The organism is Nocardia heshunensis, assembly GCF_054782115.1.
Map to the genome: position 1 here is coordinate 81,522 of NZ_BAAGTC010000029.1, position 17,937 is coordinate 99,458.

A 17,937-nucleotide genomic window follows, 5' to 3' on the forward strand; every position below is an offset into this window, starting at 1 on the left:
GGGCGGTCGGTGTTTCACGACATACGAGAAGGGCCCGCATCCCTGGGGATGCGGGCCCTTCTCGATGATTCAGACGTCGAACCCGTCGAATCCGTCGCCGTGCAGTGCCTCGTTCATCGAGGCATCCGCGTAGCCACGGCAGTAGTCCCAGGTGACGTACGCCTCGGGAGTCGGGTCGTAGGCGGGCTCGTGCGGTCGCACCGTGCCGTCCACCAGTAGCTGGAGGAGGTTGGCGCGCAACATGTCCCAGTCGTGGTAGTGGTCCTGTCGGCAGTCCTCGCAGCTGACCACGAGACCGCGGATACCGCGGTGGGCCAGCAGTGCCTCATATACCGCGAGGTCGGCGAGATCCTCTTCGACCGCTAGGCGCTCGTGAGGATCCAGCGGTTCCCCCGGCTCGATGGCATCGAGCGCGGCCGACGGGTCGGAGGGGTCTCCGGCGAATGGATCCGGCGGCAAGCCAGGTGGTAGATGGTCACGCACAGTCCCACGGTACGCAGAACAACCCCTTGTGCGCCAGCGCTGAAGGGGATTTGCCCTCACTTCGCTGGTGGTACAGCGCACAGTGATGTCGTGACAGTCGACACAGTAATGCCATAGCCGACAAACCGCAGCGGTTGTGGCGCCGGAGACAGCGCTGTGGCCGGGCTCGGGCGCGGGTGCGAAGTGGAATTCGACGACGGATACCATGGTTGACCAAGAGCCGGGTAGTAATCACCGGCATTGCCAGTCATCCACGCGTCCGCCGGTTCCCGGTCCGGCGGACGATGCCGAGGTCCAGGAGGGGTCGATCCGAATGAGCAGTCCCGTGACGGGCGAACGCAGTGATTTTGGCCGCCCTCGTACGGGCGGCGACGATCCCGACAAGATCGCCATGCTCGGCCTCACCTTCGATGATGTGCTGTTGCTGCCGGCGGCCTCGGATCTGATTCCGAGCTCGGTCGACACCTCCAGCAAGCTGACGCGCGACATCTCGCTGCGCACCCCGCTGGTGAGTTCCGCCATGGACACCGTGACCGAGGCGCGCATGGCCATCGCCATGGCCCGCGCGGGCGGAATGGGTGTGCTGCACCGCAATCTGTCGGTGGAGGCGCAGGCCGCGCAGGCCGAGACGGTGAAGCGCTCCGAGGCGGGCATGGTGACCGATCCGGTCACCTGTCGCCCGGACGACACGCTGGCCGAGGTCGACGCCATGTGCGCGCGCTTCCGCATCTCCGGTCTGCCGGTGGTGGATGCCCGCGGCATTCTGATCGGCATCATCACCAACCGCGATATGCGCTTCGAGGTGGATCAGGACCGCAAGGTCGAAGAGGTGATGACCCCGGCGCCGCTGATCACCGCGCAGGAGGGCGTCACCGCCGAGGCCGCGCTGGGTCTGCTGCGCCGCCACAAGATCGAGAAGCTGCCGATCGTGGACGGCTCGGGCAAGCTGCGCGGGCTGATCACGGTCAAGGACTTCGTCAAGACCGAGCAGTACCCGAACGCCACCAAGGACCGCGACGGGCGACTGCTCGTCGGCGCGGCAGTCGGTGTGGGTGAGGACGCGTGGGCGCGTGCCATGACGCTGGCCGACGTCGGCGTGGACGTGCTCATCGTGGACACCGCGCACGGGCATCAGTCGGGCGTGCTGCAGATGGTCGCCAAGGTCAAGGCCGAGGTCGGTGACCGGGTGCAGATCATCGGCGGCAATGTCGCCACCCGCGCGGGTGCGCTGGCGCTGGTCGAGGCGGGCGTGGACGCGGTGAAAGTGGGTGTGGGCCCCGGCTCCATCTGCACCACCCGCGTGGTCGCCGGTGTCGGCGCGCCGCAGATCACCGCGATCCTGGAGGCCGTCGCGGCGTGCAAGCCGCACGGTGTGCCGGTCATCGCCGACGGTGGTGTGCAGTACTCCGGTGATATCGCCAAGGCCATCGCGGCCGGTGCGTCGACCGTGATGCTGGGTTCGCTGCTGGCCGGTACCGCCGAGTCGCCGGGCGATCTGATCCTGGTGGGCGGCAAGCAGTTCAAGAGCTACCGCGGCATGGGTTCGCTGGGTGCCATGCAGGGGCGTGGCGAGGCCAAGTCCTACTCCAAGGACCGCTACTTCCAGGACGACGTGCTGTCGGAGAAGAAGCTGGTGCCCGAGGGCATCGAGGGCCGGGTGCCGTTCCGCGGCCCGCTGGACCAGGTGATCCACCAGTTGGTCGGCGGTCTCCGCGCGGCCATGGGTTACACCGGCGCGCAGACCATTCCGGATCTGCAGGCGGCCCAGTTCGTGCAGATCACGGCGGCGGGCCTGAAGGAGTCGCACCCGCACGACATCACCATGACCGTCGAGGCTCCCAACTACACCACTCGTTCGTAGCCGGACTCAACCGGTTCGCGCACTGCCGCGGACCGGTTTTGTCATGTCCGGCAACCGAACTCGAAAGGACTGAACAACGATGCGCGATATGGTCGAGATCGGCATGGGCCGCACCGCCCGGCGCACCTACGAGCTGGACGATATCGACATCGTGCCCTCGCGGCGGACCCGCTCGTCCAAGCAGGTGTCGCTGGCGTGGCAGCTGGACGCGTACCGCTTCGAGATCCCCTTCCTGGCGCATCCGACCGATGCGCTGGTGTCGCCGTCGTTCGCCATCGAGCTGGGTAAGGCCGGCGGGCTGGGCGTCATCAACGGTGAGGGCCTGTGGGCCCGGCACGCCGATGTGGACGCCAAGATCCAGCGGCTGACCGAGATCGCGGAGAAGGAAGGCACCGAGGCGGCCGTCGCGGCGTTGCAGGAGCTGCACGCCGCGCCGATGCAGCCGGATCTGCTGGCGGCCGCGGTCGCGCAGGTGCGTGCCGCCGGTGTCACCACGGCGGTCCGGGTCAGCCCGCAGAACGCGCGGGCGCTGACCCCGGCGCTGGTGCAGGCCGGGATCGACCTGCTGGTCGTGCACGGCACCATCATCTCCGCCGAGCACGTGGGCGACGGAGAACCGTTGAACCTCAAGACCTTCATCGCCGAGCTGGACGTGCCGGTGGTCGCGGGCGGCGTGTCCGATCACCGCACCGCGCTGCACCTGATGCGCACCGGCGCGGCCGGTGTCATCGTCGGCTACGGCTCCATGCAGGGCGCCACCACCACCGGTGAGGTGCTGGGCATCGGGGTGCCGATGGCCACCGCCATCGCCGACGCCGCCGCCGCGCGCCGGGATTACCTGGACGAGACCGGTGGTCGCTACGTGCACGTCATCGCCGACGGCGAGACCCTGACCTCCGGTCACGTCGCCAAGGCCATCGCCTGCGGCGCGGACGCGGTGATGCTGGGTGTGCCGCTGGCCATGGCCCAGGAGACCCCGGGCAACGGCTGGTACTGGCCGTCGGCCGCCGCGCACCCGTCGGTGCCGCGGGGCGCGGTGCTGCCGTACGCCATCCAGGAGGAGCGCGTCCCGCTGGACCAGGTCCTCAACGGCCCCTCCAACGACCCGTTCGGCTCGCTGAACCTCGTTGGCGGCCTGCGTCGTTCGATGGCCAAGACCGGCTACTGCGACCTGAAGGAATTCCAGAAGGTCGGTTTGAACGTTCGCGGCTGAGCGAACACCCTGACCACGCGCCCTTGCACATTCACTCGAATGTGCAAGGGCGCGAGTCGTTTCGGCGACACCTGGACGGGATGGCCCAGTCGCGGACTGCTCGGTCGACGACTTCTCGTCATTCCGGCATGCTTTTGGCCGGAATCCAACGCTGGTGAATGTGGATCCCGGCCAAGAACACGCCGGGATGACGGATGGGCTGTGGGATGAAAGGTAGGCCGGTCCGGGGATCTCAGCGGCTGCCGGGGCGGGCGCTGAAGTTCTGGAGCGGCGGCACGGCCAAGTCGCGGAGGAATTCTCGGATCGCCGAGTTCACCGCTACCGGGTGGGTCATGTTGACCGTCTGGCGGGCGCCCTCGATTTCCACGTAGCGGGCGTCCGGCAGGCGGTCGGCGAGTTCGCGGGCGTGGGAGCGGGGGACGCCGGAGCGGGTGGGGTGGATGACCAAAGTGGGGCAGGTGATTTCGGCTAGTCGGTCCAGGATGGAGTCGCGGGTGAGCAGGGCGCCGGCGGCCACCTCGGTGGCGTTGGGGTCGCGGGCCAGCCAGCGTTTCACCCACACCGCGCGGTACCAGTCGTCATCGCCGATGAGCCAGCGGGCCAGGTATTCGGCCAGCGCCGGGCGGGGGCCGTCTTCGTACCATTTGTCCAGAAACCTACGGGCATTGGTGAGTTCGGCGGGAGTCGGTTCGTGTGCCTCGCTGCTGAGCAGGACCAAGGCGGCGACGCGGTCGGGGGCCAGTAGCGCGGTGCGCAGGGCGATGAAGCCGCCCTGCGAAATCCCGCCCACCACGGCCCGTTCCACGCCGAGCTGATCCAGTACGGTCAGCGCGTCCCGGGCGGAGGTCCAGTACGTGAACGGCAGCCCCTCGTCATGGGTTCTGCCGTGCCCGCGCGCATCCCAGGTCACCATCCGGAACTCCGGTGTCAGCGCCGCCTGCTGCGACGCGAACATCGTTCGGTCCATGAGGAATTCGTGCCCCAGCAACACAACCGGACCTTCGCCCCCGCTGTCCTCGTAGTGGATCTCGGCATCGATCGCACGGGCGAATGGCACGAAGTAGAGGATAGCCAGCGGGGCCGACAAACTGCCGGGCTTTCCCGCCCACCGTCACACTCGGTGTCGCTCGGCCCGATTCGCCGGAGTCACTCGGCCCGATTCGGGCGGGCCGAATTCCGGCCGTCGGGGGTCGGAAGTCCCTATCCGGAAATGGCGTGCCGCGAATACCGTCCCGTTGCCACCACTTCCGGGCCGGGCAGTACACCGCTTCCGAGGCCGCGGCGCATCCCCGGCCCGGGGTGATGGTCCAACCGCAGGTCACGCGGGGTGCGCCGGTTCGTGCGATCGGGGGTTGCCCGGGGGCGATGTGTCCTGTATCGCTCCGTAGACTGTGCGGGTGGCAGATACCCAGCGACCAGTCCTTGTCGTCGACTTCGGCGCGCAGTACGCGCAGTTGATCGCGCGCCGGGTGCGCGAAGCGAGTGTGTATTCGGAAGTGGTTCCGCACACGATCACCGTCGAGGAGATCGCGGAGAAGAACCCCTTGGCCGTGATTCTTTCCGGCGGGCCGAGCAGTGTGTACGCCGAGGGCGCACCGCAGTTGGATGCGCGGCTGTTCGATCTGGAGCTGCCGGTCTTCGGTATCTGCTACGGATTCCAGGCCATGGCGCAGGCGCTCGGCGGGACGGTGTCGCACACCGGGACTCGCGAATACGGGCGCACCGAACTCAGTGTCGACGGCGGCATCCTGCACGGCGGGCTGCCGACCCGGCAGCCGGTGTGGATGAGCCACGGCGACGCCGTCACCGACGCCCCCGCCGGGTTCGAGGTGACCGCGACGTCGGCGGGCGCGCCGGTCGCCGCGTTCGAGGATCGGGCGCGCAAGCTCGCGGGTGTGCAGTACCACCCGGAGGTGCTGCACTCGCCGCACGGCCAGCAGGTGCTGAGCCGCTTCCTGCACGAGATCGCCGGGATTCCGGGCGCGTGGACCGCGTCCAATATCGCCGAGGCGCTGATCAAGCAGGTGCGTGAGCAGGTCGGGGACGGGCACGCCATCTGCGGTCTGTCCGGCGGCGTGGACTCCGCGGTCGCCGCGGCGCTGGTGCAGCGGGCCATCGGGGATCGCCTCACCTGTGTGTTCGTCGATCACGGTCTGCTGCGCGCGGGTGAGCGCGAGCAGGTGCAGCGGGATTTCGTCGCCGCGACCGGGGCCAAGCTGGTCACCGTCGACGCGGTCGACAAGTTCCTGGGTGAGCTGAAGGGCGTCACCGATCCGGAGGAGAAGCGCAAGATCATCGGCCGGGAGTTCATCCGGTCGTTCGAGGACGCGGTCTCCGAGGTGGTCGGCGAGCAGGGCGAGACCAAGGTCGAGTACCTGGTGCAGGGCACGCTGTACCCGGACGTGGTCGAGTCCGGCGGCGGCGCCGGCACCGCGAACATCAAGTCGCACCACAATGTCGGCGGGCTGCCGGACGATCTGGAGTTCGCTCTGGTCGAGCCGCTGCGGCTGCTGTTCAAGGACGAGGTGCGCGCGGTCGGCCGCGAGCTGGGATTGCCCGAGGAAATCGTTGCGCGCCAGCCGTTCCCGGGTCCGGGTCTGGCCATCCGCATTATCGGCGAGGTGACCTTCGACCGGCTGGAGCTGCTGCGGCAGGCGGATGCCATTGCGCGCGAAGAGCTTACGGCCGCGGGGCTGGACAAGTCGATCTGGCAGTGCCCGGTGGTGTTGCTGGCCGATGTCCGCAGCGTCGGCGTGCAGGGTGACGGCCGCACCTACGGCCACCCGATCGTGCTGCGCCCGGTCTCGTCCGAGGACGCCATGACGGCCGACTGGACGCGACTGCCCTACGAGGTGCTCGAGCGCATCTCCACCCGTATCACCAATGAGGTGGCGGAGGTCAACCGCGTGGTGCTCGACGTGACGAGCAAGCCGCCGGGGACCATCGAGTGGGAGTGAGCTAGCTCCCCCCTGAACGCGAAGGGCCCCGCACCTGAAAAGGTGCGGGGCCCTTCGGCCTTCGTGGGAGGGCAGCTCCCGGAAGGGGGTGCGCTGTCCCGGCGAGGGAAGGGACAGCGCGGGGTCGGCCTAGTCGCGATTCTTTCTCGGGGTGAGAACCAGGACTACGCCGACGACTATGGCCGCGATCACCACGATCCAGCCGAGCGACAGTCCGCCGGAGACGGGCCAGGAGCCCGGGCCGACGAAGGCCCAGATGCTCACCCCCAGGCCGAGCACTCCGGCCAGCAGGAGTCCGAACGAGGGTCGGCGCTTCTTGTTCTTGTTCTCAGCCATGGTTCACCTCCACATTTCCCATCTGTACATCGACGGAAAGGTTCAGGACGGGGCCCGTCGCCGGGCCGGAGATTCCGGTGGGGCAGTTCGAATCACCCATGCGGACATTGCATTTCGTGTTCACACGCACGTTCGGCGGCAGGATCACGCGGGCGTCGCCCATGCGCACCTTCAGTGCGACGGTACGGTCCTCGGTGAGTTGCAGCTTGCTCAGGTCCAGGGTGCCCGAGCCCATCGTGACGTGGTATTCCGGCAGCAGCTCGGAAGCCGTTGTGGCGGACCACTTGTGGTCGCCCATCGCGCCCTGGTCGAATTGGATCGGGCCGATCAGCGAGGCCAGGATGACGAAACCGGCCAGCGGGGCGAGTAGCACCATGAGGCCGTGGCCGCGGCGCAGGAAGGCGCCGACGATGAGGCCGAGTGCGACCACCGCCAGGGCGGCGGCGCCGATGCGGCTCGGGGTCATCCAATCCACCCCCGAGGCGGCCACGGAACCCGCTGCGGCAGCGGCCAAGATGGCCAGGCCGATGGTGACGGCGGTGAGCCGGGAGTGGGGGCGGCGTTCGGGGGCCTGTACGGCGGTCTGACGCGGGGGCAGACCGGGTTCGGGGAGATCCCACGCCAGCGGCGCTACGCCGAGCGGATCCCAGCCGGGCGGGGTGGGGCCGAAGTCGGGGGAGATCGGGGCGGGGCCGAAGCCGGTGCGCGGGCGGTCGCCGGTGGGGGGAATGCGGTGCAGGACAGGGGGTTCGCCTGGTCCCGTGGGTGCGGGGGCGGGGAGATCGCCGCTGTCGCCGGTGGCGGATGCGTCTGCGGGTGCCGCCTCGGCGGGGGAGTCGGACTTGGCGAGATCGACCGGGGCCGAAGGTGTCTCGGTGCCCTGCGGGGTCTCGGCGCTCTCCGGCTCCGGGGACGATCCGGGCTTGCTCAGGATCACGGTGTCGGCGACCGCGGAGGCGGGGGCGTAGCGGGTGTCGAGCACCTCGGTCACGTTCTCGCCGTCGCCGGGCAGGCTCTGCGACATGCTCTGTCCGGCCTCGGACTGCGACATGCTCTGTGCGGCAGCCGGTTCCGATGGGGACTGCTTCGGATCGGGCTCGTAGTGGTCGGGCATGGTGGTGTAGGGCCCGTAGGTTTCGAAGGTGACGGCGTTGGTGCCGGGGTAACCGGTCCAGTACGGGTTGGTGGTGCCCGGGTAGCCCGTGTTGAGCAGGTTGTCGGCGCCCGCCTGCTCGAAATAGGTGGCGGGCGGCTGGGGTTGGCGCTGATAGAGCAGCCACCAGCCGACGAGCATGAGGAAGAACCCGATGACCCCGGACCCGCCGAGACCCACCCCGACGGGCCCGGCCGTGGTCACCGCGATACCCAGCGCCACCATGAGCACGATGGTCATGGACGAGGACTGCGAGGCCCGCCCGCGGCCGAAGAGCGATTCCGCGGCGGAGGACTGGTCACCGGCCTGCGGCAGCAGCAGCCACGCGGCCAGGTAGAGCACGATCCCGGCCCCGCCGAACAGCGCCGACACCACGAACGCCACCCGCACCAGCACGGGGTCCACATTGAACCGGCGCCCGAAACCGACGGCCACGCCCGCGATCGGCCCGTGCTTGGGGAACCGCATCGGCCGGGTCTGCCACAGATCGTGAAGCTGATCGGAGAAGCCGGTACGTCCGGCGCTCTTGGACCAGTCGCTCGTTCTCGTCATGCTCTCCATCGTGGCGCCCGATGCTGTTCAGGCGCATCGGGGATCACCCTGAATGGCCACCTGACTTCGGTGGAATCGTGATCTGCTCACGCCGCCTGCGGCACAACCGATCCAGCGCGGGGTTCAGGACACCCAGGGGCCGACTCCGCCGACGTGGTCGATGGTGATGTGGGTCAGGTAGCCGGCCGGTGAGCCGGGTGGCGGGAAGCCGGTGCCGGGGCCCAGGAGGGAATTGGCGATTTCGTCGAGGAGTTCGGGGGCGCCGCCCTCCTCGATGTGGGCGGTGCCCTTGATCGAGAGGTAGGGGGGCTGGAGAGTGCCGGATTCGGGGGAGACGAAGGTTACGGCGACGCGGGCGTCGCGCCGGATGTTGCGAACCTTCTGGTGTTCGGCCAGATGGGCGGTGACCAGCTCATCGTCTCCGTCGGCGGTGCGCTGCACCGCCATCCAGACCAGGCTTACTTGAGGACTGCCGTCGCGATTGAGCGTGACCAGGGTTGCGGGGGTGGACCCGATGAGCTGGCGGGCGGTGTCGTCGAGTTTCATGTCGTCCCTCTTCGCATAGGTGTGTCGAAGCGCGTGTTGGAAACTCTTGCTGGCGATAGTCTACTCAAGTAAGGGTGTGGATGTCGGTGGGTTACGCGGGCCGGCGGTAGACCGCGACCACGGGGATTCGACGGGTGGTCTTGGCGCGGTACTCGGTGAATACCGGCATGATTTCGATCATGCGCTCGTAGAGATCGTCGCTTTCCTGCCCGGTGAGGAATTCGGCCTTGCCCGTGTAGGTTTCGGTGCCGAGTTCGACGGTGAGCTCCGGATTGGCGCGGAGGTTGTGGTACCACGCGGGGTGTTTATCCGCCCCGCCGTTGGAGGCGATGATCACGATGCGGTCGGTATCGGGCACATAGACCAGCGGATTCGTCACGGCACGACCGGATTTCGCGCCGGTCGTGGTGATCACGACCATGTTGTCGCGCCCCTCGAGAGGCCCACCGACCTTCCCGCCGTTGGCCCGAAACTCTTCGATCACCGACTCGTTGAATGCGTTCATCTCACCCGTCCTCTCGTGGTTGCCGTTGCTGGTAACCGGTTGGGGCGCGGGGAAATTCCGGCGGATTACCGATGCGGGCAGGGTGGGTTGTAGGGGAGTTGGGGAAGGTAGCGATGCCACAGGTCTTCGGTCCACATCGAGCCGGTGGCGGCGCAGATGCGGGTGACGGCGTGCTGCTCGTCCAAGTCCCACAGGCGGAGTGCGCCGTCCTTGGCTCCGGCCGCGGCGTGCAGGCCGTCGGGTGCCAGGGTCGCGTTCCAATCGCTCGTGGACGTATCCGCCAGTGTGACGGTGCGTCGGGGGTGAGCGCGGTCGGTGAAGTCCCAGAGTTGGACACCTCCATCGTCACCGCTGGTGAGCATGGTGTGGCCGGTCGCGGAGAAGGCGATGCTGCGAATCGTGAGATTGTGTGCGGCGACCGGGTCGCCGAGGCGGGTCGGCCGGGTGGGATCGCTGATGTCCCAGCTCTGGATCAGCTCGTTGCTGGAGACGATCAAGGTTCGTGCGTCGGGGGCGAGAGCGAAAGTACCGAGCTCCCCGCTGGGGCGGCGCATCAACTCCGCGACGCGGTGCGGCTGAGCGGGATCGGCGATATTCCAGAGGGTCAGGGCGCTGATGTCCTTCCCTTGGTCTCGGATGTAATCGCGCACCATCAGCGACTTGTTGTCCGGTCCGAAGGTCAACCAGGCGTAAGGGGCCGATAACGGAATCGGATTGCCGATCGGGGTCGGTCGGGTGAGATCCGCGGTATTCCACAGATGCAGCATGCGATCGTCGCCGACGACGGCGGCGAGACCCCAATTCGGGCTGATGGCCACACTGCCGTTTCGGTAGGCGGACAGCTTCCAGTCCGCCACGGGGTGAATACGCGCCGGGTCGGAGGTGTCGAGCAGCTGGGTGGTGTCGGTGGTCCCGTAGTTGGAGCGGAGCAGGATCGCGTTCCCGTTGGGAGAGAGCTCGAGGTGGCCCAGCGTGGGTTCGATCCTGTATTCGCCGAGCCGGGTGGGTGATCGGTCTTTTCGGCTGTCCCACAGGGCGATTCGCCCGTCAGTGGACATTGTTGCCATCCGATCCCCGGCGACGTCGAAGACAGGCGTGTTCGCCCACCCGGCATGCTCGGTGAGGATGGCGGGCGGCAGGGACCAGGTTCGAAGGTCACCGGTCCAGCCACCGGCCGTGAGTGTGCGACCGTCCGGGGCGAAGGCGAGCACCTTGGGTCCGCTGTGGCAGGGCATGGTGACGTCGGTGTAGTGGCACAGGCTGGGACTGCTCGACAGCGGATTCCCCAACGCGGTCGGTGTGGCGGGATCCGTGACGTTCCACAGCCCGGCCGATCGTGTACTACTCGCGGCCAGGGTGTGTCCGTCCGGGGAGAACTCCAACGCCCACAGGCTTTCCCCGAGGGTTGTGTCGAAGGTCGTCACTCGACGCGGGTGTACCGGGTCACCGACATTCCACAGCTCGATGCTCGAGTCGTTGTCGCCGGTCGGATGTATTGATCCGTCGCCGCTGCCGATAGCCAGCAGGGTGCTGTCCGGACTGAAGGAGATCCCGTGGACCGCAACGGATTCCGTGAGACCCGGATTCAACAGGACCGGATTCGTCCGATCGGCGATGCTCCAGAGTTCGACCGTGCGGTTGGCAAGGGACTGGGTATCCGTCGACGGCGGATAGTGGACCAGCACCAGCAGGCGGCCGTCCGGGCTGATCCGCACCTCCTCGGCCGAGGAGCGCAGCGGGCGGGTCGCGCCCATGACCGGCGCATTCGGGTTGCTCGTATCCCACAGCATCAGCTGTGTCGTGGTGACAGCCACGAGCGTGTGCCCTTGCGGCACGAAGTTGACGCGGGCCCGAGTCGGCACGCCGGGCAGGGTTGCGATACGGCGGGGTTCGGACGGGACAGAGATGTCCCAGAGCGCGCCGTCCGAGGTGGGGCTCGCCGTGGTGGCGGGTGCCGTCGCGAGTTCCGTCCCGTCGGGGCTGAACGCGAAATCCGTGACGCCATCGAGCTGTTTTCCCAAGGTACCGGGGTGTAGCGGGTCGGTGGTGTCCGACAGCCGGAAGGATCCGTCGTAAGACATCGTTCCCAGCAGGGTGCCGTTCTTGTTGTAAGCGACCTTGTCCACCGCCTGGGCGAACATCGCGGTGGTGGCCATCAAGGGCTGATTCTGGGTCTGCAACAGCTGGGATCGAGCGGTCGCATCGTTCGGGCGCATGCGCCAGGCGACCAGATCCAGCTCGGCAGCCAGCGAGGGGTCGATCGACCGCACCCGGTTCGCCTCGGCCAGGACGGCGGCGAAATCCTTGTCATTGCGGCGTTGCTCGGCGAGATGACTCTGGCTGTACGCGCCGAATGCGAATACCAGCAATGCGCTGCCGAGCAGCGCGAGGATCGCTTTGGTGCGGACCGATCGGCGTCGGCTTCGGGTATGGGCCTTCGCGGCGGTGGCGAGGAACTCCTGGGCCAAGGGGCCCACCGGGGGCGGTTCGACGGTGTCGAGGGCGCTGCGCAGGCGGGTGCCGCGGTAGAGGAGGGATGAATCTCGGTCCTGGGCAGCCCATTCGGCGGCGTCGGTTTCGAGACGTTGGCGGACGAGGTAGCCGACGCGGTCTTCGTCGATCCAGGTGCGGAGGCGGGGCCAGGCGGTGAGGACGATTTCGTGGGTGAGGGTGACGGCCTCGGCGTCGAGGGTGACGAGGCGGGTGCGGGAGAGGAGTTCCAGTGCGGCGGTGGCATCTTCGAGGTCGGCGGCGCGGGACAGGAGGTCGGGGCGGAGGCCGGGGCGGCGGGTGTCGCGGGCGTCGCGGCTGACCGAGACGAGGGCGAGGAGGATGGTGCGGGCCGCGTCCTGTTGGCCGGGAGTCAGTTCGTTCCAGGCGTATTCGGCGGTTTCGGCGACCGAGCCGACGACGCCACCGACCTTGCGGTAGCCGGTGGTGGTGAGGCGGCGGCCGTCGCGGTGCTGCCAGGTGGCGGCCATGACGTGCGACAGCAGGGGGAGGGCGCCGGGGTCGTAGGTGCGGTGGCCTTGATGATCGGCGGCACCGCAGAGTTCGGTGATGACCAGCTCTTCGAGGCCCGGTTCGAGTTCCAGGCCGACCGTGCGGGCCGGACCCGAGATCGCCTGTGCCAGTTCGTCCTGGCCCATGGGGCCGAGGGGGTAGCTGCGGTGTTCGAGGGCGTCGCGCAGCACCGGGTGGTGCAGACAATGCGCGTAGAAGTCGGCGCGCAGGGCGAGGACCACCGTGATCGGATCGTCCGCGCGGGTGGCGCATTCGTGCAGGGTGGTCAGGAAATCGGTCCGCACCGCTTCGTCGGTGCAGGTGGTGAACACTTCCTCGAACTGATCGACGACGAGCAGGCGGCGGGGGCCGTCCGTCCGCGGGGCCAGTGCCGTGTGCACCCTCGTCAAGACTGGTGTGCCGGATTCTGCTGCGGGACTATCGAATACCGTCAGCAGGGTGATCAGCGGGTCGGCTCCGGGAGTGGCGGTAGTGATCTCCCACTCGGTCAGGGCTGGGATCAGGCCTGCGGACAGCAGCGAGGATTTCCCTGCACCCGATGCGCCCGTGACGACAACCAAGCCGTTCGAGTCGCGGACCAGGTCGACGAGCTCGGTGGTGGCGGAGGCTCGGCCGAAGAACAGCTGCCGGTCCTCGCGACGATACGGGCTCAGTCCGGGATACGGGCAGGCAGCCTCGGAATCCTCTTCCGGATCCCAGGACGTCGCCGCTTGCCAGAGGCGTTGCCACTCTTTGGGTTCGGCCAGCTGCCGGGTGAGCGGATTACCCGCCTTGCGGGCCAGCTCGACCAGCGTGAGCACCACCGGCAGCAGTGATTCGAAGCGCGCGGGCACATTCCGCCCGGCCTTCCAATCGCTGATGCGCTGCGCCGACGCTCCACCCGGCCGCGCACCCTGCGCCGCTCGCATCCGCGCCTCGGCGGCGGTGGCGACCCGCCGCAGCGTCGGATTTCCCGCCACCTCATACAGTTCCGCGAATCGTTGAGCGAAAAGTGCTCGTGGAGAACGGATCTCCCCATCATTCGTGCTCTCGCTCACCAAAGCCGTTCCGGTTCCCGCTCACTCCCACCCGACGAGCTCAAGATTACCGACCGGGCGGCCTTCTCCCAACCCGGTCGGTGAGTGGCTGTTCAGGCGGAGGCGGCGATTTTCCAGAGGTGGCCGTCGGGGTCGGCGAGGTAGGCGAAGTAGCCGCCCCAGCCTGCGGAGGCGGCGGGCTTGACGATGGCGCCGCCGGCGTCGAGGGCGGTGGTGATGACGGCGTCTACTTCCTCCGGGGTGGTGACGATGTGGTGGAAGGAGACGCCGCGGAAGCCGGAGCCTTCGGGGGAGACGCCTGCGTCCTTGGCGGCGTGGGCAGTCGGGTAGATGCCGAGGGCGGAGCCGCCGTCGAGGTCGAAGGACGCGAAGTTGGGGAAGTCCTGGGCGAGTTTCGCGCCGAGGGCTACGTAGAACTTCTTGGAACGCTCCATGTCCTCGACCGCCAGCATGATGGTGGTGACCTGCAGTGCCATTGTCTTCTCGTTTCTGCCGTTGTTTTCGGGTTCGCTGACTCGACCGGCGGCGTGGAGGAAATGTGACCGGCAGTGGCATGGATCACATATGCAGGGTTCCGAATGGATTGAGCTGTCACATATCCCGGCTCTCACCTGTCGAGGAACCATGACGACGATTACGAGCCCCGCGATCCAGACCCGTCCCGCCACCCGTGCGCAGGCCCGCACGATTGCCTACTGGGCGTGCACCCTGCTGCTGGTTTTCGTGCTGAGCGGCGGCGCTTACGGCGAACTCACCCGGCAGTACGGGACGCTGGAAACCCATACTGTCCTCGGCTTCCCCACCTATCTGCTGCCGCTGCTCGCGACCTGGAAACTGCTGGGCAGCGCCGCCATCCTGGTTCCGGGCTTCCCTCGCCTGAAGGAATGGGCTTACGCCGGAATGTTTTTCAATATGACCGGCGCTTTCCTCTCGCACCTCGTCGAGAAGGATTACGGCTCGGCCGGAATGCATCTCACCGTGACCGCCGGTGTCACCGGCTTGGTCATCGCCTCCTGGGCGCTGCGCCCGGCGAGCCGCACCCTGCCTCGGCAGGGTGCGGCTCAGCGGATCACAGCGTGATCGGGTCACCGACGACGTAATCCGCCGCGTCCGCTCCCGGGGAGGTTCCCTCGATGATGGTGTAGGACTGGACGGTCAGCGGGCCGCCGCAGCCGTCCACCTTCAGTTGGTAGTCGTTGCTGACGATGTAGCCGGTGTCGCCCGCGGGCAGCTGCTTCCCGTCGCCGTCGATCTTGATGTCGATGATCTTGCCGGGCGTGATGTTCAGGTTGAAGCCGATGGTGCCGCCGATGGTGGGGGCGATGGACACGCTCGCGGTGGGCGTCACCATCTCGAGCCCGGCCGAGACGCCGAGGTCGGCGCTCAGGGTCGCCCCGGCGGTGCCGGTGATGGTGAACTTCACGTCCAGGTCCACCGCGCAGGCGGCGAAGTATCCGGTCCGGATCTTGGCGGTGCCGCCGGTGACCTTGCCGTAGGACGTATTGCTCAGGTACACCTCCCGGCTGGTCGGCATCCCGTTCAAGGGCGGGACAACACCGTAGGAGGCGTCCTGATTGCCGACCGTGACCGACAATCCGTTCGGTGCGACGGTCGTCTTCTCGTGCGGCGCGAGTCCCCCGTCCGCATGGGCGATGCCCCCGGTCGCCACTCCTCCGAGCAGTCCCGCGGTAGTGATGCCCCCGGCGATAGCGGTCTTGATGTTCATGGTGAGTCCTCCCCGACTCTCGAAGCGAGGCGCTGTGCCCCGTTGAGATGAAAGGTAGGGAAGTGGCGTGGGGCCCGGTGAAAGCCTTTCCCCGAGCCGGGCGAAAACCCCTGATCACCGGTGCCGCAACGGTTATCCGGTCCGGCCGCGACGGAAACGCGGTGCGGCGAGCCGCCCGTCCGGACCGGTCGGGGCGGGATCGGAGGGTGATGCGCCGCGGCTACCGCCGGATTCTGCTGCCGCGCAGGTCAATACGTCTTTTCCGTCCGGACCGGACAAATCCGCGACCCGATGGGATCCTTTGTCCTACACCAGGATCACGAGTCAGGGGGCGGTGACCTATGGGCCCGGAGGCTCTGATCAACGACGACGCCGAAGTCATCTCACCGCGTGCCCTGTTCGCCGCGCGATTCAGCTCCCTCTATGTCGCGGCGGGCAATCCGACCCTGCGCAGTCTGGTGGACGCCGCCAACGACCGGATGCGCGCGGCACGGGGAGCCCGAGACACCGGGCGATCGACCATTCAGCGCGTGAGCGATTGGCGCGTCGGTCGCAGCGTGCCCGCACGATTTCGAATCCTTCGCGCCGGTGCTGCTCACCCTGGTGGACCTGGCCGCCCGCACGGGCACGCCGCTGCCCGGCACGCTCACCAACCTGTCCGAGTGGCGGGCGCTGTGGAAGGCGGCCGCCTCTTCGGCTGCCGCGTCGAATGCCGTGCCGCACCAACTGCCGCGCGCCATCACCGATTTCACCGGTCGGGAGGAGATTGCCGAGCGACTCTCGGCACAGCTGATCGCAGACTCGTCGGGCTCGGTCGCGGTCGGCGTGATCACCGGCATGGGCGGAATCGGCAAGACCACCCTCGCCATTCGCGTCGCGCACGGGATTCGGGATCGCTTTCCCGACGGACAGCTCTACGTCGACCTGCGCGGCGCCGGACGCAACCCGACCGAACCCTTCGACGTAATCGGTGACCTGCTGCGCGATCTCGGCGTCGGCGAGGGCGCGATCCCCGCCACGCTGGATGCGCGGGCCGCGCACCTGCGCAGCACGCTGGATGGCCGACGCATCCTGCTCATCCTCGACAATGCGGCGAGCACCAACCAGGTGCGGTCGCTGCTGCCGGGTGCCGCCGGATGCGCGGTGCTCATCACGAGCCGAACGTCGCTGCCCGACCTGGCCGGTGCCGCCGCCGTCCAACTCGGCGGGCTGACACCGCACGAGGCGGCCACGCTGTTCGGCAAGATCGTCGGCAAGGAACGGGCCGCCGCCGAGCCCGCCGCGATGGAACAGCTTCTCGGCCATTGCGGTTCGCTGCCGCTGGCCATCCGGATCGCGGCTGCGCGACTGGCCGATCGAGCAGGCTGGACGCATTACGTCATCTCGACGCGGACGCCGAGGTCGTCGAAAGCCTGCTCGACTACTACCTGGCCACGATGAAAACCGTCAATCTCGCCATCAATCCGGGCACCACCCTGCCGGGCGAGCTGCTGCCCACGCGCTACCCGGGGATCGTCTTCTCCACGGTGACGGATGCCTACCTGTGGTGCTACACGGAACGGCGCAATCTGATCGCACTCAGCCGTCAGGCCGCGCGCCTGGGTGGCCGCGCCGCGGACCTGATCGCCGATATCGCGCTGACCACAACCGAATCCGGCGAAGGACCCCATACCCCCGACCTCACCGCGGCCATGACCTCCGTGCTGGACTCGGCGGTCCGGACCGGGAACCTCGTGGCCCAGCAGCGGCTGCGCATCGCGCTCGGTACCGGACTGGCGCTGACCTGCATGCGGCACCGGCTCGCCCGCGATCATCTCGTGCGCGCCTGCGCCGAGGGGCCGCCGCCCAGTCTGCGATTGGCGGGCACGGCCGCCGTGGCGCACCTGAGCATCTGCTGGCTCGACGACGAAGCGGACACCGTCGCACAGCACTATCGAGAGTGCCTGGGCTACGCCGAACGCGCCGGGGATCCGCTGCTCGAAATCGCCACCCACTACTTCGCCGGTTACGGCTTCCTCTGGACCGACGACGCCGAGCAGGCCCATGCGGCGGGCGGTCGGGCCATGGCCGCGGCCGAGCGCCGGGGCATGCTCCACTTCCAGGCGGGCGCGTTGTCCTTGCTCGGTAGCACCGTCTTCGATACCGGCCGCGGCAGCCGTGCCGACGCGGTGCGCATGTGTGTGGAGGGAGTCCAGCTCGCCCGCGACTCGGGCTCGCGGACCATCGGCGGCTGGACGCTGATGCTGCTCGCTCGCGCCCACCTGCTGGCCGGAGACCATGCCGCCGCCGAAACCACGGCCCGGGAAGCGATCATCAGCAGCGAGTGGGCCGGGCGCGGGGTGCAGGCGCGGTCGCTGGTGTTCCTGGCATCCGCCCTGCGGGCCACGGGGCGGAACCACGAGGCGCAGTTCGCATTCCAGCAGGCCGGAGAGGTCATCGAGCAGGACGGCATCGCGCTCAGCCCCTGGGAGTTGGGTTTGCTGGCCGACGGGTGAGCGCCGTCCGCACCTCAGGGGCGGGATCGGGGTGTTTCCTGATGTCGGG

General features: G+C 68.1%; 15 protein-coding genes. 6 read left to right on the forward strand and 9 right to left on the reverse strand.

Annotated features, from left to right (window positions below):
- Positions 1-69 precede the first annotated feature (69 nt).
- The gene (locus ACYVN4_RS42845) at positions 70-483 is read right to left on the reverse strand and encodes a DUF5319 domain-containing protein (RefSeq protein ID WP_029923780.1); all 414 of its coding nucleotides are present in this window, start codon (positions 481-483) and stop codon (positions 70-72) included.
- Between the two features lie 313 nt (positions 484-796).
- Here ACYVN4_RS42845 and guaB point away from each other — a divergent pair, with 313 nt between their 5' ends.
- Together guaB and ACYVN4_RS42855 are read left to right on the forward strand one after the other, a co-directional pair.
- Positions 797-2,344 carry an IMP dehydrogenase gene (gene guaB, locus ACYVN4_RS42850; RefSeq protein ID WP_460729633.1) on the forward strand — a complete coding sequence of 516 codons (1,548 nt, stop codon included), beginning with the start codon at positions 797-799 and terminating at the stop codon, positions 2,342-2,344.
- 79 nt (positions 2,345-2,423) lie between these two features.
- Positions 2,424-3,557 carry a GuaB3 family IMP dehydrogenase-related protein gene (locus ACYVN4_RS42855; protein WP_460729635.1) on the forward strand — a complete coding sequence of 378 codons (1,134 nt, stop codon included), beginning with the start codon at positions 2,424-2,426 and terminating at the stop codon, positions 3,555-3,557.
- Positions 3,558-3,789: 232 nt separating this feature from the next.
- On the opposite strand, the gene ACYVN4_RS42860 is transcribed toward ACYVN4_RS42855, so the two are convergent.
- Positions 3,790-4,614, reverse strand: coding sequence for an alpha/beta fold hydrolase (locus ACYVN4_RS42860; RefSeq protein ID WP_460729636.1), 825 nt, complete (start codon positions 4,612-4,614; stop codon positions 3,790-3,792).
- 340 nt (positions 4,615-4,954) lie between these two features.
- On the opposite strand from ACYVN4_RS42860, the gene guaA reads away from it, so the two are divergent.
- Complete coding sequence (gene guaA, locus ACYVN4_RS42865) at positions 4,955-6,514, forward strand: glutamine-hydrolyzing GMP synthase (RefSeq protein ID WP_460729638.1); 1,560 nt, start codon at positions 4,955-4,957, stop codon at positions 6,512-6,514.
- Between the two features lie 129 nt (positions 6,515-6,643).
- Here the strand turns inward: guaA and ACYVN4_RS42870 are convergent, their stop codons facing one another.
- The 6 genes from ACYVN4_RS42870 to ACYVN4_RS42895 form a co-directional block, all read right to left on the reverse strand.
- Positions 6,644-6,850 (reverse strand): hypothetical protein, encoded by a 207-nt coding sequence (locus tag ACYVN4_RS42870; RefSeq protein WP_379353614.1) that lies wholly within the window; start codon positions 6,848-6,850, stop codon positions 6,644-6,646.
- Entirely contained in the window at positions 6,843-8,555 is a 1,713-nt protein-coding gene (locus tag ACYVN4_RS42875; RefSeq protein WP_460729640.1) for a PspC domain-containing protein, read from the reverse strand. Before ACYVN4_RS42875 ends, ACYVN4_RS42870 begins: the two co-directional genes overlap by 8 nt.
- 123 nt (positions 8,556-8,678) lie before the next feature.
- Positions 8,679-9,101 carry a TIGR03618 family F420-dependent PPOX class oxidoreductase gene (locus ACYVN4_RS42880; protein ID WP_460729641.1) on the reverse strand — a complete coding sequence of 141 codons (423 nt, stop codon included), beginning with the start codon at positions 9,099-9,101 and terminating at the stop codon, positions 8,679-8,681.
- A 91-nt stretch (positions 9,102-9,192) separates the two neighbouring features.
- The gene (locus ACYVN4_RS42885; protein ID WP_460729643.1) at positions 9,193-9,606 is read right to left on the reverse strand and encodes a nitroreductase/quinone reductase family protein; all 414 of its coding nucleotides are present in this window, start codon (positions 9,604-9,606) and stop codon (positions 9,193-9,195) included.
- 65 nt (positions 9,607-9,671) lie between these two features.
- The gene (locus tag ACYVN4_RS42890) at positions 9,672-13,589 is read right to left on the reverse strand and encodes an nSTAND1 domain-containing NTPase (protein ID WP_460729645.1); all 3,918 of its coding nucleotides are present in this window, start codon (positions 13,587-13,589) and stop codon (positions 9,672-9,674) included.
- Positions 13,590-13,759: 170 nt separating this feature from the next.
- Complete coding sequence (locus tag ACYVN4_RS42895) at positions 13,760-14,143, reverse strand: VOC family protein (RefSeq protein ID WP_460729647.1); 384 nt, start codon at positions 14,141-14,143, stop codon at positions 13,760-13,762.
- Between the two features lie 148 nt (positions 14,144-14,291).
- On the opposite strand from ACYVN4_RS42895, the gene ACYVN4_RS42900 reads away from it, so the two are divergent.
- Positions 14,292-14,747: a DoxX family protein gene (locus tag ACYVN4_RS42900; RefSeq protein ID WP_460729649.1), complete on the forward strand. Its 456-nt coding sequence runs from the start codon at positions 14,292-14,294 to the stop codon at positions 14,745-14,747.
- Here the strand turns inward: ACYVN4_RS42900 and ACYVN4_RS42905 are convergent.
- Entirely contained in the window at positions 14,737-15,393 is a 657-nt protein-coding gene (locus tag ACYVN4_RS42905; protein ID WP_460729651.1) for an MspA family porin, read from the reverse strand. The two genes, ACYVN4_RS42900 and ACYVN4_RS42905, sit on opposite strands and share 11 nt — an antisense overlap.
- A 588-nt stretch (positions 15,394-15,981) precedes the next feature.
- On the opposite strand from ACYVN4_RS42905, the gene ACYVN4_RS42910 reads away from it, so the two are divergent.
- Both ACYVN4_RS42910 and ACYVN4_RS42915 read left to right on the forward strand, forming a co-directional pair.
- Positions 15,982-16,833 (forward strand): NB-ARC domain-containing protein, encoded by an 852-nt coding sequence (locus tag ACYVN4_RS42910; RefSeq protein ID WP_460729653.1) that lies wholly within the window; start codon positions 15,982-15,984, stop codon positions 16,831-16,833.
- Entirely contained in the window at positions 16,830-17,888 is a 1,059-nt protein-coding gene (locus ACYVN4_RS42915; protein ID WP_460729655.1) for a hypothetical protein, read from the forward strand. The genes ACYVN4_RS42910 and ACYVN4_RS42915 overlap by 4 nt, the downstream gene beginning before the upstream one ends.
- The last annotated feature ends 49 nt before the right edge of the window (positions 17,889-17,937 follow it).

What these genes read in the sequence shown, in the direction of transcription:
- ACYVN4_RS42900 (WP_460729649.1), top strand. Translation starts at nt 14,292, where the DNA reads ATGACGACGATTACGAGCCCCGCGATCCAGACCCGTCCCGCCACCCGT.
- ACYVN4_RS42855 (WP_460729635.1), top strand. Translation starts at nt 2,424, where the DNA reads ATGCGCGATATGGTCGAGATCGGCATGGGCCGCACCGCCCGGCGCACC.
- ACYVN4_RS42915 (WP_460729655.1), top strand. Translation starts at nt 16,830, where the DNA reads ATGAAAACCGTCAATCTCGCCATCAATCCGGGCACCACCCTGCCGGGC.
- ACYVN4_RS42880 (WP_460729641.1), bottom strand. Translation starts at nt 9,101, where the DNA reads ATGAAACTCGACGACACCGCCCGCCAGCTCATCGGGTCCACCCCCGCA.
- ACYVN4_RS42875 (WP_460729640.1), bottom strand. Translation starts at nt 8,555, where the DNA reads ATGACGAGAACGAGCGACTGGTCCAAGAGCGCCGGACGTACCGGCTTC.
- guaB (WP_460729633.1), top strand. Translation starts at nt 797, where the DNA reads ATGAGCAGTCCCGTGACGGGCGAACGCAGTGATTTTGGCCGCCCTCGT.
- ACYVN4_RS42885 (WP_460729643.1), bottom strand. Translation starts at nt 9,606, where the DNA reads ATGAACGCATTCAACGAGTCGGTGATCGAAGAGTTTCGGGCCAACGGC.
- ACYVN4_RS42905 (WP_460729651.1), bottom strand. Translation starts at nt 15,393, where the DNA reads ATGAACATCAAGACCGCTATCGCCGGGGGCATCACTACCGCGGGACTG.
- ACYVN4_RS42895 (WP_460729647.1), bottom strand. Translation starts at nt 14,143, where the DNA reads ATGGCACTGCAGGTCACCACCATCATGCTGGCGGTCGAGGACATGGAG.
- ACYVN4_RS42870 (WP_379353614.1), bottom strand. Translation starts at nt 6,850, where the DNA reads ATGGCTGAGAACAAGAACAAGAAGCGCCGACCCTCGTTCGGACTCCTG.